This window comes from Streptomyces sp. NPDC023527 (assembly GCF_055560115.1).
This window is the reverse complement of sequence record NZ_JBVHJJ010000014.1, coordinates 175,267-198,650: the sequence shown is the minus strand read 5'-3', so window position 1 is coordinate 198,650 and position 23,384 is coordinate 175,267. Positions and strand designations below refer to the sequence as shown.

Annotated in this window: 27 protein-coding genes, 1 tRNA gene and 2 pseudogenes; 11 read left to right on the top strand and 19 right to left on the bottom strand. The window is 68.8% G+C overall.

Annotated elements, in window-relative coordinates; all coding sequences use genetic code 11:
- Window positions 1–285 precede the first annotated feature (285 nt).
- Together ACZ303_RS26440 and ACZ303_RS26435 are read right to left on the bottom strand one after the other, a co-directional pair.
- Window positions 286–1,287: a hypothetical protein gene (locus ACZ303_RS26440; protein ID WP_467342964.1), complete on the bottom strand. Its 1,002-nt coding sequence runs from the start codon at window positions 1,285–1,287 to the stop codon at window positions 286–288.
- Window positions 1,288–1,367: 80 nt separating this feature from the next.
- The gene (locus tag ACZ303_RS26435; protein ID WP_467342962.1) at window positions 1,368–1,907 is read right to left on the bottom strand and encodes a hypothetical protein; all 540 of its coding nucleotides are present in this window, start codon (window positions 1,905–1,907) and stop codon (window positions 1,368–1,370) included.
- Between the two features lie 156 nt (window positions 1,908–2,063).
- On the opposite strand from ACZ303_RS26435, the gene ACZ303_RS26430 reads away from it, so the two are divergent.
- A complete protein-coding gene (locus tag ACZ303_RS26430) occupies window positions 2,064–2,456 on the top strand; it encodes a DUF3592 domain-containing protein (RefSeq protein ID WP_467342961.1) in 393 nt (130 codons plus the stop codon).
- 44 nt (window positions 2,457–2,500) lie between these two features.
- Here ACZ303_RS26430 and ACZ303_RS26425 read toward each other — a convergent pair whose 3' ends face one another.
- From ACZ303_RS26425 to ACZ303_RS26400, 6 genes are all read right to left on the bottom strand, one after another.
- Window positions 2,501–2,827 carry a hypothetical protein gene (locus tag ACZ303_RS26425; protein WP_467342959.1) on the bottom strand — a complete coding sequence of 109 codons (327 nt, stop codon included), beginning with the start codon at window positions 2,825–2,827 and terminating at the stop codon, window positions 2,501–2,503.
- A 65-nt stretch (window positions 2,828–2,892) separates the two neighbouring features.
- On the bottom strand, window positions 2,893–3,183 hold the full coding sequence (locus tag ACZ303_RS26420) for a hypothetical protein (protein WP_467342957.1): 291 nt from the start codon (window positions 3,181–3,183) through the stop codon (window positions 2,893–2,895).
- Window positions 3,184–3,291: 108 nt separating this feature from the next.
- A complete protein-coding gene (locus tag ACZ303_RS26415) occupies window positions 3,292–3,873 on the bottom strand; it encodes a phage tail tube protein (RefSeq protein ID WP_467342955.1) in 582 nt (193 codons plus the stop codon).
- 84 nt (window positions 3,874–3,957) lie between these two features.
- Entirely contained in the window at window positions 3,958–4,365 is a 408-nt protein-coding gene (locus tag ACZ303_RS26410) for a hypothetical protein (RefSeq protein ID WP_467342953.1), read from the bottom strand.
- 329 nt (window positions 4,366–4,694) lie between these two features.
- A complete protein-coding gene (locus tag ACZ303_RS26405; RefSeq protein WP_467342952.1) occupies window positions 4,695–4,886 on the bottom strand; it encodes a helix-turn-helix domain-containing protein in 192 nt (63 codons plus the stop codon).
- Window positions 4,883–5,548: a hypothetical protein gene (locus ACZ303_RS26400; RefSeq protein ID WP_467342950.1), complete on the bottom strand. Its 666-nt coding sequence runs from the start codon at window positions 5,546–5,548 to the stop codon at window positions 4,883–4,885. The genes ACZ303_RS26405 and ACZ303_RS26400 overlap by 4 nt, the downstream gene beginning before the upstream one ends.
- A gap of 460 nt (window positions 5,549–6,008) precedes the next feature.
- On the opposite strand from ACZ303_RS26400, the gene ACZ303_RS26395 reads away from it, so the two are divergent.
- On the top strand, window positions 6,009–6,449 hold the full coding sequence (locus ACZ303_RS26395; RefSeq protein WP_467342948.1) for a helix-turn-helix domain-containing protein: 441 nt from the start codon (window positions 6,009–6,011) through the stop codon (window positions 6,447–6,449).
- A 20-nt stretch (window positions 6,450–6,469) separates the two neighbouring features.
- Window positions 6,470–6,862: a hypothetical protein gene (locus tag ACZ303_RS26390; RefSeq protein ID WP_467342947.1), complete on the top strand. Its 393-nt coding sequence runs from the start codon at window positions 6,470–6,472 to the stop codon at window positions 6,860–6,862.
- A 138-nt stretch (window positions 6,863–7,000) separates the two neighbouring features.
- Here the strand turns inward: ACZ303_RS26390 and ACZ303_RS26385 are convergent, their stop codons facing one another.
- The 4 genes from ACZ303_RS26385 to ACZ303_RS26370 all read right to left on the bottom strand — a co-directional run bounded on the left by ACZ303_RS26385 (window position 7,001) and on the right by ACZ303_RS26370 (window position 9,416).
- Window positions 7,001–7,831, bottom strand: coding sequence for an MBL fold metallo-hydrolase (locus ACZ303_RS26385; RefSeq protein WP_467342946.1), 831 nt, complete (start codon window positions 7,829–7,831; stop codon window positions 7,001–7,003).
- Window positions 7,828–8,721, bottom strand: coding sequence for an NUDIX hydrolase (locus ACZ303_RS26380; protein ID WP_467342944.1), 894 nt, complete (start codon window positions 8,719–8,721; stop codon window positions 7,828–7,830). The genes ACZ303_RS26385 and ACZ303_RS26380 overlap by 4 nt, the downstream gene beginning before the upstream one ends.
- Window positions 8,722–8,796: 75 nt before the next feature.
- Window positions 8,797–9,261 (bottom strand): RidA family protein, encoded by a 465-nt coding sequence (locus ACZ303_RS26375; RefSeq protein WP_467342942.1) that lies wholly within the window; start codon window positions 9,259–9,261, stop codon window positions 8,797–8,799.
- The gene (locus ACZ303_RS26370; RefSeq protein ID WP_003967454.1) at window positions 9,258–9,416 is read right to left on the bottom strand and encodes a DUF4177 domain-containing protein; all 159 of its coding nucleotides are present in this window, start codon (window positions 9,414–9,416) and stop codon (window positions 9,258–9,260) included. Before ACZ303_RS26370 ends, ACZ303_RS26375 begins: the two co-directional genes overlap by 4 nt.
- A gap of 72 nt (window positions 9,417–9,488) precedes the next feature.
- On the opposite strand from ACZ303_RS26370, the gene bagA reads away from it, so the two are divergent.
- Together bagA and bagB are read left to right on the top strand one after the other, a co-directional pair.
- A complete protein-coding gene (gene bagA / locus ACZ303_RS26365) occupies window positions 9,489–10,484 on the top strand; it encodes an ATPase BagA (RefSeq protein WP_467342939.1) in 996 nt (331 codons plus the stop codon).
- The gene (gene bagB / locus ACZ303_RS26360; protein ID WP_467342937.1) at window positions 10,481–11,833 is read left to right on the top strand and encodes an ATPase BagB; all 1,353 of its coding nucleotides are present in this window, start codon (window positions 10,481–10,483) and stop codon (window positions 11,831–11,833) included. The genes bagA and bagB overlap by 4 nt, the downstream gene beginning before the upstream one ends.
- 381 nt (window positions 11,834–12,214) lie before the next feature.
- Here bagB and ACZ303_RS26355 read toward each other — a convergent pair whose 3' ends face one another.
- Window positions 12,215–12,550 carry a WhiB family transcriptional regulator gene (locus ACZ303_RS26355; protein ID WP_467342935.1) on the bottom strand — a complete coding sequence of 112 codons (336 nt, stop codon included), beginning with the start codon at window positions 12,548–12,550 and terminating at the stop codon, window positions 12,215–12,217.
- Window positions 12,551–12,935: 385 nt separating this feature from the next.
- Between ACZ303_RS26355 and ACZ303_RS26350 the strand changes: the two genes are divergently transcribed.
- Entirely contained in the window at window positions 12,936–15,104 is a 2,169-nt protein-coding gene (locus ACZ303_RS26350) for a transglycosylase domain-containing protein (RefSeq protein WP_467342933.1), read from the top strand.
- A gap of 100 nt (window positions 15,105–15,204) precedes the next feature.
- On the opposite strand, the gene ACZ303_RS26345 is transcribed toward ACZ303_RS26350, so the two are convergent.
- Entirely contained in the window at window positions 15,205–15,669 is a 465-nt protein-coding gene (locus tag ACZ303_RS26345) for a GatB/YqeY domain-containing protein (protein ID WP_467342931.1), read from the bottom strand.
- A gap of 178 nt (window positions 15,670–15,847) precedes the next feature.
- Between ACZ303_RS26345 and ACZ303_RS26340 the strand changes: the two genes are divergently transcribed.
- The 3 genes from ACZ303_RS26340 to ACZ303_RS26330 all read left to right on the top strand — a co-directional run bounded on the left by ACZ303_RS26340 (window position 15,848) and on the right by ACZ303_RS26330 (window position 17,700).
- Entirely contained in the window at window positions 15,848–16,780 is a 933-nt protein-coding gene (locus tag ACZ303_RS26340; protein ID WP_467342929.1) for a metallophosphoesterase, read from the top strand.
- A 40-nt stretch (window positions 16,781–16,820) separates the two neighbouring features.
- Complete coding sequence (locus ACZ303_RS26335) at window positions 16,821–17,579, top strand: Pr6Pr family membrane protein (RefSeq protein WP_467342927.1); 759 nt, start codon at window positions 16,821–16,823, stop codon at window positions 17,577–17,579.
- Between the two features lie 47 nt (window positions 17,580–17,626).
- A tRNA-Pro gene (locus ACZ303_RS26330) sits at window positions 17,627–17,700 on the top strand.
- Between the two features lie 77 nt (window positions 17,701–17,777).
- Here the strand turns inward: ACZ303_RS26330 and ACZ303_RS26325 are convergent.
- From ACZ303_RS26325 to ACZ303_RS26310, 4 genes and pseudogenes are all read right to left on the bottom strand, one after another.
- A complete protein-coding gene (locus ACZ303_RS26325) occupies window positions 17,778–18,950 on the bottom strand; it encodes a site-specific integrase (protein ID WP_467342925.1) in 1,173 nt (390 codons plus the stop codon).
- Entirely contained in the window at window positions 18,947–19,177 is a 231-nt protein-coding gene (locus ACZ303_RS26320) for a helix-turn-helix domain-containing protein (protein ID WP_467342924.1), read from the bottom strand. Before ACZ303_RS26320 ends, ACZ303_RS26325 begins: the two co-directional genes overlap by 4 nt.
- Window positions 19,178–19,261: 84 nt before the next feature.
- Window positions 19,262–19,627, bottom strand: a complete 366-nt coding sequence (locus ACZ303_RS26315; protein WP_467342922.1) for a hypothetical protein — start codon at window positions 19,625–19,627, stop codon at window positions 19,262–19,264.
- A 560-nt stretch (window positions 19,628–20,187) separates the two neighbouring features.
- Window positions 20,188–20,764 (bottom strand): annotated as a pseudogene (locus ACZ303_RS26310) (LacI family transcriptional regulator); the annotation flags it as partial.
- Between the two features lie 75 nt (window positions 20,765–20,839).
- Between ACZ303_RS26310 and ACZ303_RS26305 the strand changes: the two are divergent.
- Window positions 20,840–21,649 (top strand): helix-turn-helix domain-containing protein, encoded by an 810-nt coding sequence (locus ACZ303_RS26305; protein WP_467342920.1) that lies wholly within the window; start codon window positions 20,840–20,842, stop codon window positions 21,647–21,649.
- A gap of 82 nt (window positions 21,650–21,731) precedes the next feature.
- A pseudogene (locus ACZ303_RS26300) lies at window positions 21,732–21,869 on the top strand (DUF397 domain-containing protein); the annotation flags it as partial.
- 147 nt (window positions 21,870–22,016) lie between these two features.
- Here the strand turns inward: ACZ303_RS26300 and ACZ303_RS26295 are convergent.
- On the bottom strand, window positions 22,017–23,297 hold the full coding sequence (locus ACZ303_RS26295) for a DNA cytosine methyltransferase (RefSeq protein WP_467342919.1): 1,281 nt from the start codon (window positions 23,295–23,297) through the stop codon (window positions 22,017–22,019).
- Window positions 23,298–23,384: the final 87 nt, after the last annotated feature.

Below are 23,384 nucleotides of genomic sequence, written 5' to 3'. Positions count from 1 at the left end.
CCTCGTTGGGCTTGTTGCCGTTCCACACGGTGACCGCGGCCTTGCCGCTGCGGCGTCTGATGTTCATGCCGTACTCGGGCGGGTCGGTGCCGCGGAAGAACCCCACGCCCAGGATCTGGTTTCCGCCCGGCTCCCTGACGTCGAGGGTGCCACCGTCGCCGATCTTGACCGGCCCGCCGAGGACCTCGTCCATGGCGGGCCGGGTGTTGGCGCTGCCCATCAGCGCGCGGACCTGGCGTTCCAGCTCCCTGATGCGGTCCAGCAGGTCGGTCGGTATCGCTGCCATCAGAGCCTCTCCAGGTAGAGCTTCGCGGTTTCGGCCTGCCCGCGCGCGGGTGGTGTGACGGCGAGGCCGACGATGCGGTAGCGGTCGTCCGTGCCCTCCGCGTGCCACAGGTCGTGGATGCGCAGCCGCACGGCCGAACCGAGCAGGGCGGGTGTCACTCGGCCGTCGACTCGGATGGTGATCTCGGGGATGGTCTGCGGCCTGCGCGCGCGGCCGAGCTCCGCCCTGGCGAGTTCGTTCAGGACGTTCACATCGGTGATGGAGCTGTGGTCGGACGTGCCGTCGAGGCGGGGCCAGCCGGCCTTGAGGTCGTCCTCGTCCGGCGGCACCTTGGAGATCGTCGGAATGGACTTGGCCGTCTGATTGCGGTTGGTCGACTCGCCGCGCGCCACCCAGAAGTTGGCCTGGACGGTGGCGTCCTCGGGGAGGCTGTAGGACAGCAGCGGCCCTGGCCGGTCCAGGACGATGTCCGTCTCGCCCACCGTGATGACCGGACGGCCGAGCTGGAGCAGTTTGACGCGCCGGCCCGTCTCGGCGTCGCGGTAGCAGTGGACGCGCCACTCGAAGCCGTTCTCCATGGCGGCCAGGCCGTCGATGATCTCCCGGCCGCGGGCGAGGTCCGTCAGTTCGAACGTACGGGTGCGCCGTACGCCCGAGACCTCCGTCCCGTACATGATGCCGATGAAGTTGCCCTTCATCTCCTTGTTGAGCCCCTTGAAACCCCCGGCGGCGTTCTTCAGTCCGCCCTGGAACCTCCCCATCGAGCCGCCGCCCTTGCCTGCCTCACGGCCGACCTTGGAGACGGATCTCGCGGATTGGTCGGCGGCGGTCCTGAGCTGCTTGAGCTCCCTCGCCGCCTGCTGCGACCCGCTCCTGACCCGCCCGAGCCCGGAGCCGGCGCCGCCGGCCTTCTGACCGAGACCTCGGGCGGCGCGTTCGGCGCCCTGGGCCTGGGTCTTGAAATTCCGAAGGGATCCTGATGCCCTTCCGAGTGACTGCACTAGAGACACGGAAAATCCAATCGATAGACGTCACCTCGCGCGGCGCGCGCACCGGCTCATGCGATTGCCGCGCCTACTGTCTAGGCGAGCTCCGCGGAAAGGCCGGAAAGCGCTCTGCGGAGGTGATCGACTTCTTTCTTGACCTCTTCGAGTTCCCGCCTCGTCCGCGGCGACGGCAATTCAGGGAGCCAGCCCGGTCGGCGGCCGGCCGGGGTGCGCCCCTGGCGCGTCGCGGGCGATCCTCGGTCGGCGGACCCTCGTCCCGCGGCGGTCGCGACTTGGCGCAGCCGGTTCTCGACATCCGTGACCCTCGTGCCCAGTTTGCTCAGGGTGAGTTTATTGGGGTCCTCCGGATTGAATTTCTTCACCACGTTCTCGACATAAGGGCCCACGATGCTGTTGAGGGACGGCACCCCGGGAATCGCCACGCCGGCGACGGTCAGCCCCTTCTCGTCGTACTTGATGAGGCTCGGGTCGATTTTGAGCACCTGACCGCCCATGGAGGCCGCCTGCACACCCGCCTGTTTCAGCAGCGTCGGCTTGAGGGTCTCCCAGGTTTGCGTCGCCGTATCGGCGGCGGTTTGCCTCACCTTCTCGATGAGTCCCGCCCAGTCGGGCACGGGAAGGGGACCGGACGGCCCCCATGGCGGGGTTATCGGTTGTGTCATGTCTGCCGCCTAACGCGAAGAAGTATCGATCGCTTGCCGACAGGCTTGTCCGCCTGACGGCGACTCCCTAGACTTCGGCTTCACACGAGGCCAAGGAATCGAGGCACAGTGAACGGCTGGGGATTTTCGGCATTGTTCGCGATACCGACGCTGTGGTTCGCCGTCCGGATAGCGAAGTTACGATTCCTCAAAAGCGACGGATCACGCATCAGCACCGTGTGCGACTTCATAAAGTGGGACGAAGGCAATGCCGCGAGCGTCTGTTATTTCACCGCGGACGGCAAGAAACGCATACGCGTAGAAGGGTCCCTGCGCTCCGCCCCGACGCACTCCCCCGGGGACGAGATGACCGTGATCTACGATCCGGACAACCCGAAGGACGCGGTCATCCTGGACGACTTCGAGTACCGGTACCGGCTGTACTGGCTCTGCCTGTTCCTCTTCGGCGCGTTGAGCCTCGTCGGCGTTCTGTCGTCCCTCGTGGCGGGCTGGATCTCCTGAGACGAGCCGGACGGCCATTTCCACCACCGGCCGCTGAGCCCCCCTCACGCGAAGAAGCGCAGAATCTCCGCCTGCCGCACGGCTTCCGGGCCCGGGCCCTCGTCACCCGTCGTTCCCTCGCCCCCCGGCCGTGGCACCGGCTCCGGGTAATCCGGCTGTTCCGCGTCGGGATCGCCGTTGACGACCGAGGTCATCCAGTTGGCCGCCGCCAGGTGGTCCGTGATCGCGGCCAGCAAATGCTCCGCGGTGCCCCATTCGACGGCCTCGCCGTGCAGGCCCCTATTGACCGAGCTGTCGCGCGGAAGGTGCGCGATCAGCACCGCGAGCCGGCGCGAGGTGAGCCGGCCGCGGTGCCAGTCGAGCACGTCCACGCCGTAGTGACGGAGCAGGTCCGCTTCGAGAGCCTCGGCGTGTTCGTCGACGAACGCGTCGAGGCTCAGCCTTCCCCCAGGCCGAGCCCGGTTTCCTTGCCGTACGCCTCCAGGATCGCGGCGATGTCCTGCATCGTCACGTCGTGCCGACCGAAACGGGCGAACTGCTGCTCCCCCAGGAGCAGTTTCAGCAGGCCGTCGATGTCGTTGTCGTCCAGCTCGCGCAGCTCACCGGCCGTCTGCCGGGTGAGTTCCGTCGGCAGCTCGAAGGTGTCGTCGTCGAGCTGGAACGTCCAGGCGCGGCCGAGCGCCTCCAGCCGCTGCGCGCGGGCCGCGTTGACGTCGAAGGAAGCCATGGTGGTCAACCCCTCTGAATGGAAGCCGTGGATGGGATGAGGGGGCGCCGTCCCCCGCCCTGACGCGACGCGTCACAGCGGGGGACGGCACCTGGGTGCGACAGCCGACTACGCGTACGCCTTGTCCTTCATCAGGATCGTCGCGAGCGGCGTCTTGCCGTCCTCGACGGCCAGCGCGGTGAAGGTGACGCCGAGCTTGATCGCCCCGGTGCGGGTCAGCGCGATCTCCTCCGTCTCGGTCACCTGACCGCGCGGGATGACGAAGCGGTACGTGACGTCCTTGCCGTCGACGAACTCGATGCCCAGCTGCCGCTCGTCCTGTCGCGGGCTGGCCTGGAGACCGAAGCTGTACTGGTCGACCGGGGCCGGGGTGCCCGTCAGCGGAGCGGCCTTGTCACCGCCCATGAAGAACGACAGCGTGTCCTTGTTCATCTGGAGCAGCTGGAACTTCACGGTCAGGTCCCGGTCGGAGAAGATGAACCGCGCCGGGCTCACCGACTGCCAGGTGTCCACCGGGTCGATCTTGTCCTTCTTGTTGAACTTGATGCCGTCGGTGGTGGTGTAGCCGAGGTCCACCCAGTCGGCGCCCCACTGGGCGTCGATGGTGGCCGGCGCCGCCTTGCCCAGGTCGGCCACCAGGATGCGGCCGGTACCGGCGACGCGGATCTCGGAACCCTTGCTGCCTGCCATGCGAACTCCTCAAAACAGTGGATGGGGATGACGAAGGCCCCGCCGACAGCCGGCAGGGCCTGGGAAAGAGGTGAGGCGCGGGCCTCAGGTGGTGCGGATCAGCAGCCGCACCGTCGAGAGGTAGCGGTTGCCCGCCGGGCGGTTGTAGTCGGGCAGCCAGCGCGGCCCGTCCGCCTCGACGACGTCGGTGACGTACGCGGTGCCGTAGCTCGTCCCGCGCGCCTGGAGGAGCGCGGCGCGGGCGACGAGGGCGACGCCGTGCGCGGTGGTCTTGTCGGGGCCGTAGACCTCCAGGTCGACCAGTGGCTGGTCGAGGTGGAGGTCGTCGATCCAGGCGCCACCGGTGCGGGAGACCAGGACGGCCTTCTGCGTGCCGTCGAAGCCGCCGGGCGGCCGGTTGTCGACGACCACGCCGGCGAGCTCGGCCCGGTTCTTGAGGTGGTCCACGACGAGGCGTTCCACGTCGGGGAAGTTGATCGGGGCATCACTCACATGCGTGCTCCTTGCCGCGTGGCTTCGGGGATGGGTGAAGCGGGGTGGTGCGGTGGGTGAAGCGGGGTGCGCTGTGCCGTGGGCGTCCGTCCGTACGGATGGAAGGAAGGGGTACGGGCGGACGCGCCGCGCACATGCGAAACGGCGGGGCGCCAACCGCAGTTGGGCGCAGCTCCGCCGCTGCGACAAGTGTGAACGACAACGTGCGAGCGCGCAACCAGTAATCGCGTACAACTTCCGGAGCAGCGAAAAGCCCCCTCCGCATCCAGCGATGTGGAGGGGGCTGGTTCGGGGCGTTCGACTCCCCGAACGACTCCCGGGCGGCGGCGCTACCGGGTCAGTTCGTGTGCGCGGCGCGTATTCCTTTCGGCGGCGAAGATGTCCTCCAGCCGGAAGAGCTGCGCCCGCCCCTGCTTGCCCACAGGTCTCAGGTGCCCCTGCTGAACCCACTTGCGTACGGTCGCGGTGGACACGCCGACCTCCAGAGCGGCGAGCGTCGCCGGCAGCAGTCCGTTGATCATCGCGCCTCCTCGCCGGGCGCCGGGGCCGACAGCTCGGCGGCCGACAGCTCGGCGAGCGGCAATTCGGCGAGCGGCAGCCCGGCCCGTTCCGCCGGCTCGCCCCACCGCTCCTCCGGCCAGCTGTGCCGGTGCCCGGTCCCGTTCGCGCAGCCGCAGCTCTCGTCGTCGCACCGGCAGGCCGGGTTGACGCAGAGGACGGCCTGTCGCGCGGGGAAGGCGCGCAGGGAGACGGAGTCGCACCAGGGGCAGCGGCCACCCATCCGTACGAGCGGCTCCGCTTCGCCGAGGGCACGGCCGCAGCGGCGCGCCATGCGCCGCGCCTCGCTCAACACATGGTCGGCGAGCACGGCGTCCGCGCCGATGCGTTCCAGCAACCCGACGATGCGGCCGAGCCGTTCGGGCACCTGGGCCTTGCGCGGGCGGCCCTGGCCGAGGCGCTCGCGCACCGCCTCCTCCAGTTCGATGACGCCGTCGGTGACGTCCCGGATGGCATCGGAGACCTCCAGCCGGATGGGCGCCGACCCGCCGCCGGAGCGCGGGGTGCGCGAGGGGCGCGGCCCCGTGCGGCCCGGTGCCAGTTCGGCGAGGAGCTCGGGGAACTGACGTCCCAGCAGGTCGAGCCAGACGCGGGCGTGGACAGCTGCGGTGCTGATGTCGTTCATGGCGGAGACACCTCACGGCCGTTGCTTCCGAGCCGGCCGCCGCGGACGCCGTCGAACCAGGGGTGGCGAGGTCCGTGGCCCGATGGCCGGTGCTCGACGTTCGGATAGTGCGTACTCGACGTACGGATGGCGCGTAGGCGCCCGCGGTAATTGCAGACACGCAACGCCTGCCGTGCCCCGGCGGGTCGGCGGGAGGGAGCCGGGAGTGCCGACGGGCCGGAACCAGGTGCGGATGACACGGATGAAGTGAGCGGGACCAGGGAAGGATGGCGAGCAATACTTCGAACACACTTGCGAGCTCGGATGAATTTTTCCACGTTGCGCGCACGCACGCAACACCCATTTTCTCCACAGGCCCTACACAGCCCCAGGGGAGCCGCACTCCGGCGCAAACCTTCCCGAACATTTCGCTCGCGCACGCGCGTTAGTCTGGTGCGCGGATGGAGGGAGCGGGTTTGCGATGAAGAACACCCTGGAGGAGTTCGCGGCCTGGATGGAGGACCTCTTGAGGTCCCGCGGCTACGACATCGATCACCCCAGAGGCGGCGGCAGGTCCAGGATCGCCGACGACGCGGGGGTGCACCGCGCGGCCGTCACCCGGCTGTTGCAGCGCCAGAGCATGCCGGACCTGGCGACCATGCGGGGCCTGGCACGCGCGCTCGACGTGCCCGTACGGGATGTGCTGATCAAGTCCGGCAAGCTCACCGAAGCCGACCTGCCGCTACCCGTGACGTACGCTCAGAACAGGGCTACGGGCAGCCGGACGATCACTCTGGAAGAAGCCGCCGACCTCCTCGGGATTCCCGATGACCGGCGTGCGCTCTTCCTCCAAGTGGCGGCTCCGTTCCTGCCGTCGGAGGAGGGGAACGCTCAGCGACGGAAGGCAGCGGGCCACGGCTGAGGGGAAAGCAGGGGGTACGCATGGGCAGCGATCAGGGGACGTCGGAACACCACCGCCCCGCCGAGGGGCCGGACGACGGCCTCAGCCGCCCCCGGCCCATCACCCTCGACTCCGGCGAACTGGCCGGCCTGCTGCTGGAGATGGGCCGCGCGGCGACCGACGGCGACCTCGGCGTCTATGCCCGCGACGAGCTCGACCGCGCCCGGGAGTCGGGCTATGCGCAGGGCTGGCAGGACGCCATGCGCTATGTCGCCGAGCAGGGCGCGGCCGACCCCCAGGGCACCACCCTCGCCGATGTCATCGCCCTCATCGACGCGCCGCTGCCGTCCCCGCGCGCCAGTGATCTGCGCGCACAGGAGCCGCTGATGCCGCATCGCAAACGCAAGCCGGGGGGCGACCAGCGCTCGGGTTGAGCCGGCGCGAAAGACCGGGAGGGCGCTCCCGGTGGCGGCGTGCGCGCCGCCCCGCGATCCATTCACGCCCGCGGGTCAGCCCGTCGACACCGGTCTGCGCCCCTCGTAGCAACCCGCGGTCACCGGTCGGCGCGCCCCTCAGATCAGCCCGTGCTCCTCCAGATAGTCCAGCTGCGCCCGCACCGACAGCTCCGCCGCCGGCCACAGTGAGCGGTCGACGTCCGCGTAGACGTGCGCGACCACCTCCGACGGCGTGCGGTAACCGTTCTCCACCGCCGTCTCGACCTGCGCGAGGCGCTTCGCCCGGTGGATGAGGTAGAAGTCGATGGCGCCCTGGGCGTCGTTCAGCACCGGGCCGTGCCCGGGCAGCACCCTCTCCACGCCCTCGTCGACCGTGAGCGAGCGCAGCCGCCGCAGCGAGTCCAGGTAGTCGCCGAGCCGGCCGTCGGGATGGGCGACGACCGTGGTGCCCCGGCCCAGAACCGTGTCGCCGGTGAGCACCGCGCCGTCGGCGGGCAGGTGGAAGCACAGCGAGTCGGCGGTGTGGCCGGGGGTGGACAGGACGTGCATCTCCAGGCCGCCGGTGGTGATGACGTCCCCGACACCCAGCCCCTCGCCGCCGAGGCGCAGCGCCGGGTCCAGGGCCCGTACGCGCGTCCCCGTCAGCTCGGCGAAGCGCGCCGCGCCGCCCGAGTGATCGGGGTGGCCGTGCGTGAGGAGCGTCAGGGCGACACGCTTACCGGCGGCCTCGGTGGCGGCGATGACCGCCTGGAGGTGGGCCTCGTCCAGGGGGCCGGGGTCGACGACCACGGCGAGGTCGGAGTCCGGTTCGGAGACGATCCAGGTGTTGGTGCCGTCCAGCGTCATCGCGGAGGGGTTGGGGGCGAGCACGCACGTCGCGCGGTCGGTGGCGGGGCCGCCGGGGGTGCCGTCGCTCGGGCGGCCGGGGAGATCGGTCGCGGATGTCATGAGTCGGCCTCCGAAGGTCCCGCGGGGGTGGACTGTGCGGACACGTGCTTGGTGAATTCGTCGTGCCCCGGCCAGCTCAGCACGATCTCGCCCGCGACGAGGCGCGCCTGGGCGAGTACGGGCGTGAGATCCCGGTCACCCGCCGCGGCCAGCACCTCGGCCACGCGCGCGTACGGGCGCAGGGCCCGCAGGGTGGAGATGGTGGGCGGCATCATCAGCAGCTCGCCCCGGTCGTAGCCGTCCGCCGCCGCGGCCGGGCCGATCCACTCGGCGCGGTCCGCCTCCGTGGAGGCGTTGCGGGTCCGCTGGCCTTCGGGCAGGGCCGCGACGAAGAACCAGGTGTCGTAGCGGCGCGGCTCGAACTCGGGGGTGATCCAGCGGGCCCAGCCGCCCAGGAGGTCGCTGCGCAGGAGCAGGCCGCGCCGTTCGAGGAAGTCGGCGAAGGACAGCTCGCGGCTGACGAGGGCGGCGCGGTCGGCCTCCCACTCGTCCCCCGTGGTGTCCGCGACGACGGTGTCGGGCGCCGGGCCGGCCAGCAGCACGCCCGCCTCCTCGAAGGTCTCGCGGACGGCCGCGCAGACGATGGCCTGGGCCGAGGCCGCGTCGACGCCGAGCCGCGCGGCCCAGTCCGCACGGGAGGGGCCGGCCCAGGGCACGTCGCGGGCGTCGCGCGGGTCGACTGAGCCGCCCGGATACGCGTACGCGCCTCCGGCGAAGGCCATGGAGGCGCGTCTGCGCAGCATGTGCACGGCGGGCCCGGCGGCTCCGTCGCGCAGCAGCAGTACGGTCGCCGCGCGGCGGGGAGCCACGGGCTGGAGCGCACCGCTGGTGAGCGCCCTGATCCGGTCCGGCCACTCCGGCGGGTACCACTGGCCGTTCGAAGTCGACATGGCCGGATGCTATGCGCTCACGCGTGGATGTTCGAGGGGGACATCCGCAGGACGGCCATGCCCCCGAACCCGGGATCAGTCCCGGACCTCGACCATGATCTCGACCTCGACCGGGGCGTCCAGCGGCAGCACGGCCACGCCGACGGCCGAGCGCGCGTGGACACCCTTGTCGCCCAGCACCTCGCCCAGCAGCTCGCTGGCGCCGTTGAGGACGCCCGGCTGGGCGGTGAAGTCCGGCGCGGAGGCGACGAAGCCCACGACCTTCACGACCCGAACGATCTTGTCGAGGTCGCCGATGACCGACTTCACGGCGGCCAGGGCGTTCAGCGCGCAGACCGCCGCCAGCTCCTTGGCCTGCTCCGCGCTGACCTCGGCACCGACCTTGCCGGTCGCCGGCACGGCGCCCTTGACCATCGGCAGCTGGCCCGCGGTGTACACATACGCGCCACTGCGCACGGCCGGCTGATAGGCGGCCAGCGGCGGCACGACCTCCGGCAGCGTCAGCCCGAGCTCACCGATCCGGTCCTCGACCGCGCTCATGCCTTCTCCCGCTTGAGGTAGGCCACGAGCTGCTCGGGGTTGTTGGGACCCGGGACGACCTGGACGAGCTCCCAGCCGTCCTCGCCCCAGGTGTCCAGAATCTGCTTGGTCGCGTGCACGAGGAGCGGCACCGTCGCGTATTCCCACTTCGTCATGGGCCCGACTGTAATGCCTGACACCGACAGCCTCGTGCGTAGCCCGCCCGCCGACTGGTTAGGCTCCAAATCATGAGCAGGCTCCATGTCGTCAGCGGCAAGGGCGGAACCGGCAAGACCACGGTCGCCGCGGCACTCGCGCTCGCCCTCGCAGCCGAGGGCAAGCGCACTCTTCTGGTCGAGGTGGAAGGGCGGCAGGGCATCGCGCAGCTCTTCGAGACCGAAGCGCTGCCCTATGAGGAACGCAAGATCGCGGTCGCTCCCGGCGGGGGCGGTGAGGTGTACGCGCTGGCCATCGACGCCGAGCGGGCCCTCCTCGACTACCTCCAGATGTTCTACAAGCTCGGCAGCGCCGGCCGCGCGCTGAAGAAGCTCGGCGCGATCGATTTCGCGACGACCATCGCCCCCGGTCTACGGGACGTCCTGTTGACCGGCAAGGCGTGCGAGGCCGTGCGCCGCAAGGACCGTGCGGGCGGGTTCGTCTACGACCACGTGGTCATGGACGCCCCGCCCACCGGCCGGATCACCCGCTTCCTCAACGTCAACGACGAGGTCGCCGGGCTGGCCCGGATCGGCCCGATCCACAATCAGGCGCAGGCCGTGATGCGGGTGCTCAAGTCGCCCGAGACGGCCGTGCACTTGGTGACGCTCCTGGAGGAGATGCCGGTCCAGGAGACCGTGGACGGCATAGCGGAGCTGCGCGCCGCCGCGCTGCCGGTGGGCGGTGTCGTGATCAATATGGTGCGGCCGGAGATACTGGACGAGGCGGCCGTGGAGGTCGCCGCGAACGGCGGCCGCGAGGCCGTCGCCCGGACCCTCTCGCAGGCCCTGGAGCGGACGGGTTTCGGCGGCGGGCGCCACGCGGGCATCGCCGAGCAGCTGGTAGACCCCCTGGTGGCGCAGGCCCGCGAGCACACCGAGCGGCTCGCCCTGGAGCACCGCGGCCGCGGCGAGATATCCGGCCTCGGCCTGCCCACGTACGAACTGGAACTGCTCGGCGACGGCGTGGACCTGGCGGGCCTCTACCGGATGGCGCGCGAACTGCGGAAGCAAGGAGTGGCGCGTTGAGCGTGCAGGCGAACGGACTCGACACCGCCACCGTCCTCGACATCGACCCCGTCCTGGACAACCCCCGCACCCGCATCGTGGTGTGCTGCGGCTCGGGCGGCGTCGGCAAGACCACGACCGCGGCCGCGCTGGGCGTACGGGCGGCGGAGCGCGGGCGGAAGGTCGTCGTCCTCACCATCGACCCGGCTCGCAGGCTCGCGCAGTCCATGGGCATCGACGAGCTCGACAACGTGCCGCGCCGGGTGCCCGGGATCGACTCCTCCGCCGGTGGCGAGCTGCACGCCATGATGCTCGACATGAAGCGGACCTTCGACGAGATAGTCGAGGCGCACGCCGACAAGGAACGCGCCCGCGCCATCCTGGAGAACCCCTTCTACCAATCCCTGTCGGCCGGTTTCGCGGGCACGCAGGAGTACATGGCCATGGAGAAGCTCGGCCAGCTCCGCGCCCGCGACGAGTGGGACCTGATCGTCGTGGACACCCCGCCGAGCCGCTCCGCCCTGGACTTCCTGGACGCTCCGGGGCGCCTGGGTTCGTTCCTGGACGGAAAGTTCATCAAGGTGCTGATGGCGCCCGCGAAGATCGGCGGGCGGGCCGGGATGAAGTTCCTCGGCGTCGGGATGTCGGTGATGAGCGGCCCGCTCAACAAGCTGATGGGGGCCCAGCTCCTGCGCGACGTCCAGACCTTCGTGGCCGCCATGGACACCATGTTCGGCGGCTTCCGCACCCGCGCCGACGCCACGTACCGGCTGCTCCAGGCGCCGGGGACGGCCTTCCTGGTCGTCGCCGCGCCCGAGCGGGACGCCCTGCGCGAGGCGGCGTACTTCGTGGAGCGGCTGGCCGCGGAGCGGATGCCGCTGGCCGGTCTCGTCCTCAACCGCGTGCACGACAGCGCGGCCGCGCGGCTCCCCGCGGAGCGGGCCCTGGCCGCCGCGGAGGCCCTGCTGGACGGTTCCGGCGGAGACGCGATGGAACCATCAGAAAATCTTGACGGAAGCGGCATTGTGGATCGTGACAGCGGGCAAGCTGGCTCACGTACCGTTGACGCCCCGGGCACCGGCACTCCCACGGTCCCGTCCCCTCCCGAGAGCGGCGGCATCCCCCAGCCGGCCTCCTCAGGAGACTCCACCGCGCGGCTGACCGCGGGTCTGTTGCGTTTGCATGCCGAGCGGATGCAGGTGCTCACCCGCGAGCGCCGCACACGCGACCGCTTCACCGCGCTGCATCCCGAGGTCGCGGTGGCGGAGGTCACCGCCCTGCCGGGTGATGTGCACGATCTGGCGGGGCTACGGGCCATCGGCGAACGCCTCGCCGTCCAGCCCGCTGTGGCCACCGGGGAGAACGCTTAGCGCGACGTCTGTAAGCGCAGTCGCAAGCACACCCGTAGGCACACCTGTAAGCGCATCTTGAAAGGCACTGCGAGGACGAAGACAGAGATCACCGCCGCCGCGCACATCACGGCGGACGCCTGACGCCACGACAGTCCGCGCGCGCTTGGCGGCACGGCAGCACGACCGGCACCGGCAGCATGGAGAGCACGCTCAGCATGGCGAGCACGCTGCTGAAGGGCACGCTGCTGGAGGGCGCCGAAAAGTCACCGGCGGCTCCGTGGGAACGCCTGCCGGAGACGTCGGCGAGGGTGCAGGACGCGCACGAGGGCGCGTACGAGCGGATACGGGCGCCCCCACGCCGTACCCCACTGGCCTGCGCCGGCCTGCGCGCGATCGCGCCTAGCCGACCGCCGCGTACGCGTCGAAGTCCTCGTCGCCCAGCGGCAGGATCCCCGCACCGCGCTCGTATTCCGTACGGGCGGTCTCCAGGAGCCTGCGCCACGACGTGACCGTCGGTCGGCGCCTGAGCAGCGCCCGCCGCTCGCGCTCGGTCATCCCGCCCCACACACCGAACTCGACGCGGTTGTCCAGCGCGTCGGCCAGGCACTCCGTGCGCACCGGGCACCCGGTGCAGACCGCCTTGGCCCTGTTCTGCGCTGCGCCCTGAACGAATAGTTCATCCGGATCGGTAGTGCGGCAGGCTGCCTGCGCACTCCAGTCGGTTACCCAGCCCATGCTGGCGCCGTCCTCTCCCGAATTGAGGCTCCCCCACGGCGGCAGCGGCATATTCACCGTTGCCAGTTGAGGACGTTACGGAAGGCAGGCAGGGGACAACACCCCCTTCGGGCCCAATCTTGGATGGCCCGAACGGACTATGCGTACGCGGCAGATCACCCAACGGAGTGACCTGACGACATCAGCGACCAATGCCAGCATATTGGGGCAGTTCACCCGGGCAACGACGGTCACGGGGTGACACGGGCGGCAATACGGACACGTCTCATCACTCACAAGAGTGATGTCGGAGGTGGTGCTGAAGGGCACCGCTGTTACTGGCGTGAAACAGCGTAGGCGAACACACGGGCGTCTGTCCGCCGAATGAGAACGTAGGCTTCCCCTCATGGGTAAGAAGCGCTCCGGCGAGGGTCCCAACGTGACCCGGCAGGCCGCGAAGTTCCTCGGTGTCAGCGTGCTCTCCGGAGCGGTTCTGGCGGGCCTTGCCCTGCCGGCCGTCGGCGCCTTCGGACTCGCGGCGAAGGGATCCGTCGAGGGGTTCGACGAGATCCCCGCCAGTCTCAAGACCCCACCGCTCAGTCAGCGCACCACCATCCTCGACGCCAAGGGCGGCGAGATCGCCAAGGTGTACTCCCGTGACCGCACGGTCATACCGCTCAGCGACATCTCGCCCTACATGCAGCAGGCGATCGTCGCGATCGAGGACGCGCGCTTCTACGAGCACGGGGCGGTGGACCTCAAGGGCGTGCTCCGCGCCCTCAACAAGAACGCGCAGTCCGGCGGCGTCTCCGAGGGTGCGTCCACGCTCACTCAGCAGTACGTCAAGAACATCTTCGTGGAGGAGGCGGGCGACGACCCCGACAAGGTCGCCGTCGCCACACAGCAGACCCTGGGCCGCAAGGTCAAGGAGCTGAAGTACGCCATCCAGGTCGAGAAGGAGCTGGGCAAGAAGCGCATCCTCAACAACTACCTGAACATCACCTTCTTCGGGCAGCAGTCCTACGGCGTCGAGGCCGCCGCCCAGCGCTACTTCAGCAAGCACGCCAAGGACCTCACCCTGGACGAGTCCGCGCTGCTGGCCGGCATCGTCCAGTCGCCCAGCCGCTTCGACCCGGTCAACGCCCCGAAGGAGGCCACCAAGCGGCGCAACACCGTGCTGCAGCGGATGGCCGACCTCAAGAACATCACCCCGGCCGAGGCCACCGCCGCCCAGGCCAAGCCCCTCAAGCTCAAGATCACCCGACCCAAGAGCGGCTGCATCACGGCCGTCGACGGCGCGGGCTTCTTCTGCGACTACGTCCGCGAGACCTTCCTCCAGGACCCCGCCTTCGGCAAGACGAAGGAAGCGCGGGCCAAGCGCTGGAACGAAGGCGGCATGACGATCCGTACGACTCTGGACCCGCAGACCCAGAAGTCCGTGCAGAAGTCGATCAGCGATCACGTCTATCAGAACGACTCAGTGGCCACCGCGGTATCGATCGTCGAGCCCGGCACCGGCAAGGTGCTCGGCATGGGGCAGTCGCGGCCGTACGGCTTCGGCGAGAACCAGACCCAGATCAACTTCTCCGCCGACCACGCCCAGGGCGGCTCGAACTACGGCTTCCAGACCGGCTCGACCTTCAAGCCCATCCTGGCGGCGGCCGCCCTGGAAGAGGGCATCTCGCCGAACAAGTCCTACTCCTCGCCGTTCCGGATGGCCTACCCGGACTCGGTCGAGACGTGCGACGGCACGTGGCGCAACGGCGGCGGCGAGATGGTCAACAACGAGAACAAGAGCGAGGTCGGCCCCTACGGGATGCGGGAGGCGACCGCGAAGTCGGTCAACACCTACTTCATCCAGATGATCGGTGACGTCGGCGTCTGCCCGGTGACGAAGATGGCCTCCAAGCTGGGCCTCAAGCCGGCCTCGGGCAAGAAGATGGACCAGGTGCCCTCGATCGCCCTCGGCACCCAGGGCATGTCCCCGCTGAAGATGGCGGCCGCCTACGCCGCCTTCGCCAACCAGGGCAAGTACTGCACGCCCGTCCTCATCAACTCGGCCACCGGCCCCAACGGCAAGAGCATCACCGTCCCCAAGACGCAGTGCTCGCGGGCCATGTCCGAGGAGACCGCCGACACCGTCAACACCCTGCTGCGGGGCGTGGTCGAGGACGGCACCGGCAAGGAGGCCGGACTCGACGGCCGGGACAGCGCGGGCAAGACCGGTACGACGGACGAGCGCAAGGCCGCCTGGTTCGTCGGCTACACCCCGAACATGGCGGGCGCCGTCTGGGTCGGCGGCCCGGGCAAGAACGTCGAGATGGAGAACATCAGCATCGGCGGCGTCTACCACGACAAGGTCTACGGCGGTGACACCCCCGGCCCCATCTGGCGCGACGCCATGGCGGGCGCGCTGGAGGGCAAGCCGGCGCCGACCTTCGACACCGTGCCGGTCGCCGAGCCGGAGCAGGGTAAGAACTCCGGCAAGCCGGGCAAGGGCCAGGGCCGGGGCAAGGGCGGCGACAAGCCGGGCAAGCGGAACCCTCCGGGCCCGGGCATCGTGGGCGGTCGCTGACCGCGCGGGCGGGATCCCCTCAGGGACCGCCGTACGTACGAACAGGGGCGCCCGGACCTTCGCGGTCCGGGCGCCCCTGTCGTGTGCGCTGCGTGAGGGGTCAGCCCGCGAGGAGCTTCTTCACCTCGGCGGCGACCCGGCCGCCGTCGGCGCGGCCGGCCACCTTCGGGTTCACGATCTTCATGACGGCGCCCATGGCCCGCGGGCCCTCGGCACCGGCGGCCCTGGCCTCGGCCACCGCGCCGGCGACGATCGCGGACAGCTCCTCGTCCGACATCTGAGCCGGCAGGTAGGTGGAGAGCAGCTCGCCCTCCGCGCGCTCCCGCTCGGCCGATTCGGCGCGGCCGCCCTTGGCGAACGCCTCCGCGGCCTCACGGCGCTTCTTCACCTCACGCGTGATGACCTTCAGCACCTCGTCGTCGGAGAGCTCACGGGAGGTCTTGCCCGACGTCTCCTCGTACGCGATGGCGGAGAGGGTGAGGCGGAGCGTGGAGGAGCGCAGCTCGTCACGCGCCTTGATGGCGGTCGTGAGGTCGTCGTGAAGCGTGGACTTGAGCGTGGTCATGGCGCAATCTTCGCACCCCGAAGTGGCGTGTGCCCCGTATTAACGGACGGTGCGGCGGGGGAAGGGAGTCCGTGGGCGGCAACTCCCCGCCCCTTTGGGGTTGTCCACCTCATCCACGTTATCCACAGGAACGGGCCGGTGTGACCGAGGGCCGCGGCGGTCTGCGACGATGGACAGCATGCGCGCGCGATACGGAGTACCCCTGGGAATCACGGCGGTCGGTGCGGCCGGCATCGCCTACGCCGCCGGCTTCGAAGTCCGCTCCTTCCGGCTGCGGCGGATCAGCGTGCCCGTGCTGCCGCCGGGGATGCGGCCGCTGAGGGTGCTCCAGGTCTCGGACATCCACATGGTCGGCGGCCAGCGCAAGAAGCAGCGCTGGCTCCAGTCGCTGGCCGGGCTGCGCCCGGACTTCGTGATCAACACCGGTGACAATCTCTCCGACCCCGAGGGCGTGCCGGAGACCCTGGACGCGCTCGGACCGCTGATGGAGTTCCCCGGCGCGTACGTCTTCGGCTCGAACGACTACTACGGCCCGAAGCTGCGCAACCCCGCCCGCTATCTGCTGGAGAAGGCCAGCGGACGGCACGGCCTCAACGGCAACGCCCCGGCCGTCGGCGTGATCCACAACCCCTGGGAGGAGCTGCGCGACGGCTTCGACTCGGCGGGCTGGGTCAACCTCACCAACACCCGCGGCAACCTCAAGGTCGAGGGCTATGACATCGCCCTCACCGGCCTCGACGACCCGCACATCAAGCGCGACCGGTACGCCGAGGTCACCGGCGGCCCCCAGGAGGACGCCGACTTCTCCATGGCCGTCGTCCACGCCCCGTATCTGCGGGTGCTCGACGCCTTCACCGCCGACCGCTATCCCCTGATCCTCGCGGGCCACACCCACGGCGGCCAGCTGTGCATCCCCTTCTACGGCGCCCTGGTCACCAACTGCGACATCGACACCCAGCGGGTCAAGGGCCTCTCCACCCACCGGGCCGGCGGTCACCGCTCCTACCTCCACGTCTCGGCCGGCTGCGGCACCAACCGCTACACCCCGGTCCGCTTCGCCTGCCCCCCCGAGGCCACCCTCCTCACCCTCACCGCCCGCGATCGCGACTGACCCGGGAAGGGTTTCCGGAGGGCGCCCGTACGGTGGAGGGATGATCGACCCCACCTCCTCCACCACCCGGCTGGGCCCACCCGGCGCGGCGGGCGTCCCCGCCTCGGCAGTCGTCCCCACCGGCCGCCGCCCCGTCGCGGCGGCCTTCCGCGCGCTCGTGGCCCTCGCCGCGCTCACCGGCATCGTCCTGGACACCATCGACTCCGACGACCTGGGCCGGCTCTTCAGCTATTTCACGATCCAGTCCAACATCCTGGTGGCCCTCGCCTTCGCCTGGTCCGCCCACCGCGCCTGGACCGCGCGCCCCGCCCTCTCCCCACGGGTCACGGGTGGAGCACTGCTCTACATCAGCATCACGGGTCTCGTATTTCACTTTGTGCTGTCGAACGACTCCAGCGGCTTCTCCATGACCAGCGAGCGCACGCCCCTCGAATCGATCGCCAACCAGCTCCTGCACACCGTGACCCCCCTCGCGGCCGCGTTCGACTGGCTCGTGCTCACCGCGCCCGGCGGCTTCCTCCTGCGCCACGCCTGGCAGTGGCTGGCCTACCCCTTCCTCTACTTCCCCTTCGCCCTGATCCGCGGCGCCCTCCTCGACCCCGACACCGAGGGCCGCTACCCGTACCCCTTCCTGGATGTCGACCTCCAGGGCTACGCCGGCGTCCTCGGCAACGCCGTCACCTTCGGCCTGGCCTTCTACGTACTGGCCCTGGCCCTCACCTTCCTCGACCGGATACGCCCCCACCTGCGCGGCCCCCGGAATCGGATTTCGTCTCTGGGCCCCGGTCCGCTAAAGTAGAGCTCGTTGCGCCGAGGACCTGCGAAAACGGGTCCTGGAGCAGCGATCGGGGTGTAGCGCAGCTTGGCAGCGCGCTTCGTTCGGGACGAAGAGGTCGTGGGTTCAAATCCCGCCACCCCGACAGCTAAGTAGCAGGTCAGAAGCAGTGCACCACGTGGTGCACTGCTTCTGGCTTTTGCTGCGTGACTATCTGCGCGACTAGCGCTCCGGGAAGATGTCGTCCATCACAACCGCTCCGGTCTGGATCACCGGGCGGATCTGCTTCCGGTAGACCTCCTCCGTTACGGCCGTGCTGGAGTGACCGACCAGTCGCGAGATCTCTTCGAGCGGGATCCCCCGGTCCGACAAGATCGAGACGAAGGACGTGCGCGTCTCCCGAGTCGTCCACTCATGAGGAGTGAGGTCGATGTCGGGCACCCGTGCGGCCTGCGCGATGACCTTGCGGAACTCGCGGCGCACATTCGCGGCGTCCAGCTCCGTGCCGACTGCCGACGTGAAGACGAGCCCGTTCTCCTGCCACTGATCACCGGCCGCAACCCGCTGCCAGCCCTGACGCTCCCACTGGATCTTGAGCGCGTCGACAGCCCGACCGGGTAATGCGAGCGTACGGCGGGACTTCTTCGTCTTCGTGTCACCCGAACGGCGGACCGAACGCCACACGGCGATGTGCGGCGGGATCTCCGGAATCGCACTCGGGTCCCCCTCCAGGTGGACGTGGTCCCACCGGAGAGGGCGCATCTCCTCCGTACGGCCGCCGGTGAGGAGCGATACCACGATGTACGCGTAGAGCGGGGAATCCCCCGCAGCGCTCAGTACGGCTTCTGCCTGCTTGAGCGTCAGGGACTTCGACGGTCGTCCGGGGCGACCAGCAGGGACCGCACACAGCTCTACGACGTTGCGCTTCACCTTGTCCCGCGCCATGGCCCTTTTGACAGCGCGGTTCAGACACGAGCGAATCGCCTCCAGGGAGCGGGTGCTCAGCACCTGCGCCTTGGTGGCGAGCCACTTGTCCACATCATCAGCGCTGAGGTCTCGAAGTTTCCTCGCCCCCAGGGCAGGGATTACGTGGGTGTTGCACAGAATGGTGTTCGTGGTGATGGTCCCCTGGTCCCGGCCGGCGAGACCGTAGGCAAGCCAGTCAGTCACCGCGTCCTTGACCGTGTAGCCGGTGGGCGCGATGGCAAGACCGTCCTCGTAGTCGCGCAGGACTTCCTTCAGCTTGTCCTTGGCCGCGGTCTTGGTCTTGCCGCTCGCGCGCTTGGTGATCCTCTTGCCGGCGGCGTCGAACCCGAGACTGGCCGTGGCAATCCAGCGTTGCCGCTTGTCGTCCCAGTGCAGCCCGCCGTCTCCTCTGCTCCGGCGCTTGGTCACTGCTCTTCTCCTGCCTCGCGCTCCAGGAGCACGACGTAATCGACGAGGGCCGATGCAGGGATGAGTCGGCTGCGCCCTTGTTTGACGGAGCGGATACGCCTGGTGCGGATGAGGTCATAGATGGCGGTCCGGCCGAGACCGAGAACCCTCATGGCCTCCGTCACGCGATAGAGCAGGGGGCCGGCCGATGTGACCTGTTCGGGCGGGCGTGAGGCCCGAGCTGTCATGCTGGTTGTCTCCTCTTTCCTCGAGGGATGGGGAGGCCGGGGCAGCGGGCTACTTTGACGGGTTGACCGCTGCCCCGGGTGAGATCAAAAGCGCCGCGTGAGGCGCCATTCGAAGTACTCGTGGCGCACGTACTCGCGGTGGTCCTCGCCGGTGACCAGCTCGTACCCCTTGAGGCTCAAGCCGGACTGCGTGGCGTCGTACTCGACCAGTCCCCGCGCGGCCTGAACGGCGGTCTCGACCGTCTCGGCGGCCAACTCCGGTACGTACATGGCCGTGCCCTTGAGCGCGATCCGGTCGAGCACCGCGGCCTTACGGAGCCGGAACTCGCGGTCCGCTCCCCCGCAGACGGAACGGCTGGTCTGCTGGGCCACCCAGCAGATCTCCGCGATGATGCTCGGCGCGTCGGCGTACGCGACGGCGGGATTAGCGGTGTTGGGCTCGGTCGTCACAGCTTCTCTCCGGAAGTGAGCAGGAAGTGGAGGGCGGTCTCGGCCTGCTCGCCGTAGGCGAAGCAGCTGTCCGCCAAACCGGCGGCGAGGGCGCGCGCGTGGGACAGTTCGGCGACTTCGTAGTCGGCCAGGTCCTCGCACGGAGCGAACGCGTGGACTACGTCGACGGCGCGTTCACGGAGATGCACCTCGTGCCGCAGGGTGGTGAGGCGATCGTTTCCGACCCAGTCACCGAGGGCTTCGCGCATGTCGGGCAGCAGATCGGACGAGACGGCGTATCGGCCGGCCTCATCACGGCAGAGTTCGACGAACTGCGGCTGCTCGCCCCTGAGGACGGACAGCAGGGCCGCGGCCGTTCCGTAGGCGTACGCGCGCGCCATGTTCTCGTACAGGTCCGCGACGCCGTGCTGGTGGGCCCTGCACAGTTCATGGAGCTGGCCCAACACGATGCCGTGGGGGCGGAGCATGTGCGTGCCCGGGACGCTCAGCAGACCGTTGACGAACTGCAAGCGTCCGGGCTCGACGTTCCATGACGCGACTCGGGCCGTCTGGTTGGCGACTCGGGCGACGTGGTTGGCTACGAGGGCCGACAACCAGTCCATCGCATCGATCTTGCGGTAGCTGTCGTCCTTGGGCGGGCAGCGAACCAGCTCGCCGGAGTCGAGCTCGTACAGCTGCCACTCGACGCGGACGGAGCCTGGGTGGGCGAACTCCGTCTCCAGGCCAACGATTTCCCCAGCGCATTCCGGTGTACCCCTTGAAGACGACGGCCACGAACTCGTCGTCGCGGCCGGAGAGCAGGGCCGCCCGTTCAGCGGTCAGCAGGATGCCAAGCGGGTCGGTGATGACCTTCTCAGGGCCGCGGTCACGGGAACGGCCGTCCCGCTTGCCGCGCCCACGCCGTCGCGCGGCCGGGTTGGACGTGATCAACCCCTCGTCGATCGCGTCCTCGCAGATCAAGTGGAGCGCTGAACGCCAGGTCTTGACGCTGGAGGCCGCGTAGACGACCTTCTCCTTCCTCTCCCACAGGTCGACGTCCGTGCGCAGGATGCCGACGAGCGCCTTGTCCTCGAAGTCGGGGAGCAGGTACTCCTTGATGTGGCGCTTGTAGTTCTGCATGGCCGAGGCGGCCAGGTCCAACTAGGCACCATCTCTGGTGAAGTTGACCCGTATGGGCCGTAGAGGTGTCGCCAATACGGAGAGACTTCCGGCATGGCCTTGAAGAGAAGCCTGGTCCCGCAGGCGGTGTACCGGCGACAGCTCGCGGCACGGCTGAAGGAGCTACGTGACGCGACCGGGCTCACCCTCACCGAGGTCGCCGACCAACTGGATGTCAACCGGGGGTCACTGAGCCGGATCGAGAACGGCGAACGCGGTACGACGCCGGTCCTCGTCCGGGCACTGCTGGACCTGTACAGCGTCGACGACGAGCATCGGCGGGCCGACGTGCTCGACCTCGTACGGGCGGACAAGGAGCGGCAGAAGCCCTGGTGGCGGAAGTACTCAACGGTGCTCACCCCGACGCGCTACGACGGGTACCTCGCGCTGGAGGCCGGCGCGACGCACCTCGCCAGCTACCAGCCGATGCTCGTGCCGGGGCTGCTCCAGACCGATGACTACGCGCGCGCCGTGATCTCCCAGATGAGGAAGGACCTGTCCCCGCCGCAGGTCGAGTCCCTGGTCAAGGTCCGCACGGAGCGGCAGAACAGCCGCCTGGGCGGTGAGGCCCCCGCCAGGCTCTGGGCGATCCTCGACGAAGCCGTGCTGCGCAGGACGGTCGGCTCCCTTGACGTGATGCGCGACCAGATGCGGAAGCTGGTGGAGACGAGCGAGCGGCCCAACGTCACCGTGCCGCTGCTGCCGTTCTCGCTCGGCGCGCATCCCGGGCTGTACGGCCCGTTTGTCATCCTGACCTTCCCGCACCCCACGCCGGACCTTGTGTGGCCGGAGAACCCAGGAACTCCGTGTATCTCAAGTCCCCGGAGGACCTGGGCAACTACGCAGAAATCTTCGATCAGTTGAGAGACAGCGCCCTTGACCCGTCGGAGACCTGCACCCGCATCACACGCATCAGCAAGGAGCTCGAAGAGTGAGCACGCCCAGCATGGCCGCCCCGCACGACGTCACGACAGCCCAGTACGACGTCGATCTCGCGCACGCGCGGTGGCGGAAGAGCACATACAACGGCGGTGCAAATGACTGCGTGGAAGTCGCGGAATTGGGCGAAATCGCTGCAGCGCGCGACTCCAAGGACATAGCCGTGGGCCGTTGCTCTTCTCAACGACGGCGATGCGCGCACTGGCCACCGGAATCGCCAGCGGATCTAACAGTGAGCATTGGGGCTGAGAAGAAAGACACTCCCCTGGATGGAAATCAGCCCGTTGCCAGCTCAGCAGGCGAGGTCGACAGCAGAGGCAGCATAGTCGTCCTCAAGCAGCTGGGTAGCGTCGTTCTTCGCCTGCAGAACGTCAGCGTCGAAGAGCTTGGAGGTCAGCGCCTCGGTCAGAGGCGGAGGTACGGCGTTGCCGATGATGACCTGAACCTCGGTGCGAGTCAGCTCGTAGCGAGGCTTGGCCCTCTCATCGACGAACTTGAAATAGTCCGGAAAGCCCTGGATACGCGCGGCCTCGTGGGCGGTCAGACATCGAGGGACACCGGGATGGACAAACCGTCCGCGACCCATCGTCGCAAAACCGCTGGTAATGGTCTGAGACGGGCGGTCCCACCACAAACGGCCATACATTGAGGTGTAATTATGTTTGCCCTGGTGACATTCGGGGCGCTCTTCGTTCGGCAGATTATGCTCGTCGTTCTCGAAGAGATACTTCATACGCCGCTCGTTGTCCGGGTTGGGTACGGCAGCTTCATCGAAGAATGACTTAGGCCGAACGTCGAGCAGGTCGCCGATCGCCCAATGCAGGTCATGGGGTGCGGCATTGTAGTTTTCGATCTTTAGCAGGTCAGCAGCAGAAAAGCCAAAAGGCAGCGCGTCTTCGCGGACGGCCAGCAATATGTGGCGCTTGCGTGTCTGAGCGACCCCGAGCTTGAGTAGGTCGATACGACTGGTGGCAACATCGTATCCAAGCTTCTTGAGGTGAACGATGGCGCGGGAGACCACCTGCTGCTTGTCATTGACAACGGCCAGCACGTTCTCAATGACGACTACACTGGGACGCAGAACCTCTGCGGCGCGAGCCATACGCAGGTACAGCCGGTTCTTGGGATCATCGCGGCGGGTGTGGTTGTTGAGGTTGCTGTGCCCCTGACACGGCGGCCCGCCGATCAGGAGCTCCACCTCACCCACCATCGAGAGAGTCTCGGCCTCCTGAGCGGTCAACGGGGCGCCAAGGTCACCGTCGAAGTAGGACTCGACGGCTCCCTGTTGGACGTTGGCCTTGGGAAAGTTAGCTTTGAACACCTTCGTGGGAGCTGCCTCAAAGTCAACCGCGAGACGAACATCGAGCGAGACGTCATGCTTGCGGGCTCCCTGGGCAATACCGAGGGTGAGGCCACCGCAGCCGGCGAAGAGGTCCACGACTCTCAGGGAGCCGAAACCCTGCTCAAACTTCGGCCGCCGCTTGGCCCGCAAGGGGTGCCGCTCACCCACGTTTGCCCCCCTCTGCGCTTGCTTGTAGAACCGGCGGAACGAGCGGTCATCGTACTCGATCAAGGGTGAGCCCACGCGGTACACCGGCACCTAAGTGCCGCCTGAGGTGCCGATCACGATGGTTCTACGCCTCACCTTCCAGCATCACGG

Coding starts and splice junctions, on each gene's coding strand:
- ACZ303_RS26395 (WP_467342948.1), top strand. CDS start 6,009: ATGAAGAACACCCTGGAGGAGTTCGCGGCCTGGATGGAGGACCTCTTG.
- ACZ303_RS26405 (WP_467342952.1), bottom strand. CDS start 4,886: ATGATCAACGGACTGCTGCCGGCGACGCTCGCCGCTCTGGAGGTCGGC.
- ACZ303_RS26335 (WP_467342927.1), top strand. CDS start 16,821: ATGATCGACCCCACCTCCTCCACCACCCGGCTGGGCCCACCCGGCGCG.
- ACZ303_RS26370 (WP_003967454.1), bottom strand. CDS start 9,416: ATGACGAAGTGGGAATACGCGACGGTGCCGCTCCTCGTGCACGCGACC.
- ACZ303_RS26320 (WP_467342924.1), bottom strand. CDS start 19,177: ATGACAGCTCGGGCCTCACGCCCGCCCGAACAGGTCACATCGGCCGGC.
- ACZ303_RS26340 (WP_467342929.1), top strand. CDS start 15,848: ATGCGCGCGCGATACGGAGTACCCCTGGGAATCACGGCGGTCGGTGCG.
- ACZ303_RS26415 (WP_467342955.1), bottom strand. CDS start 3,873: ATGGCAGGCAGCAAGGGTTCCGAGATCCGCGTCGCCGGTACCGGCCGC.
- ACZ303_RS26390 (WP_467342947.1), top strand. CDS start 6,470: ATGGGCAGCGATCAGGGGACGTCGGAACACCACCGCCCCGCCGAGGGG.
- ACZ303_RS26305 (WP_467342920.1), top strand. CDS start 20,840: ATGGCCTTGAAGAGAAGCCTGGTCCCGCAGGCGGTGTACCGGCGACAG.
- ACZ303_RS26385 (WP_467342946.1), bottom strand. CDS start 7,831: ATGACATCCGCGACCGATCTCCCCGGCCGCCCGAGCGACGGCACCCCC.
- ACZ303_RS26350 (WP_467342933.1), top strand. CDS start 12,936: ATGGGTAAGAAGCGCTCCGGCGAGGGTCCCAACGTGACCCGGCAGGCC.
- ACZ303_RS26355 (WP_467342935.1), bottom strand. CDS start 12,550: ATGGGCTGGGTAACCGACTGGAGTGCGCAGGCAGCCTGCCGCACTACC.
- ACZ303_RS26400 (WP_467342950.1), bottom strand. CDS start 5,548: ATGAACGACATCAGCACCGCAGCTGTCCACGCCCGCGTCTGGCTCGAC.
- ACZ303_RS26420 (WP_467342957.1), bottom strand. CDS start 3,183: ATGGCTTCCTTCGACGTCAACGCGGCCCGCGCGCAGCGGCTGGAGGCG.
- bagA (WP_467342939.1), top strand. CDS start 9,489: ATGAGCAGGCTCCATGTCGTCAGCGGCAAGGGCGGAACCGGCAAGACC.
- ACZ303_RS26345 (WP_467342931.1), bottom strand. CDS start 15,669: ATGACCACGCTCAAGTCCACGCTTCACGACGACCTCACGACCGCCATC.
- ACZ303_RS26380 (WP_467342944.1), bottom strand. CDS start 8,721: ATGTCGACTTCGAACGGCCAGTGGTACCCGCCGGAGTGGCCGGACCGG.
- ACZ303_RS26375 (WP_467342942.1), bottom strand. CDS start 9,261: ATGAGCGCGGTCGAGGACCGGATCGGTGAGCTCGGGCTGACGCTGCCG.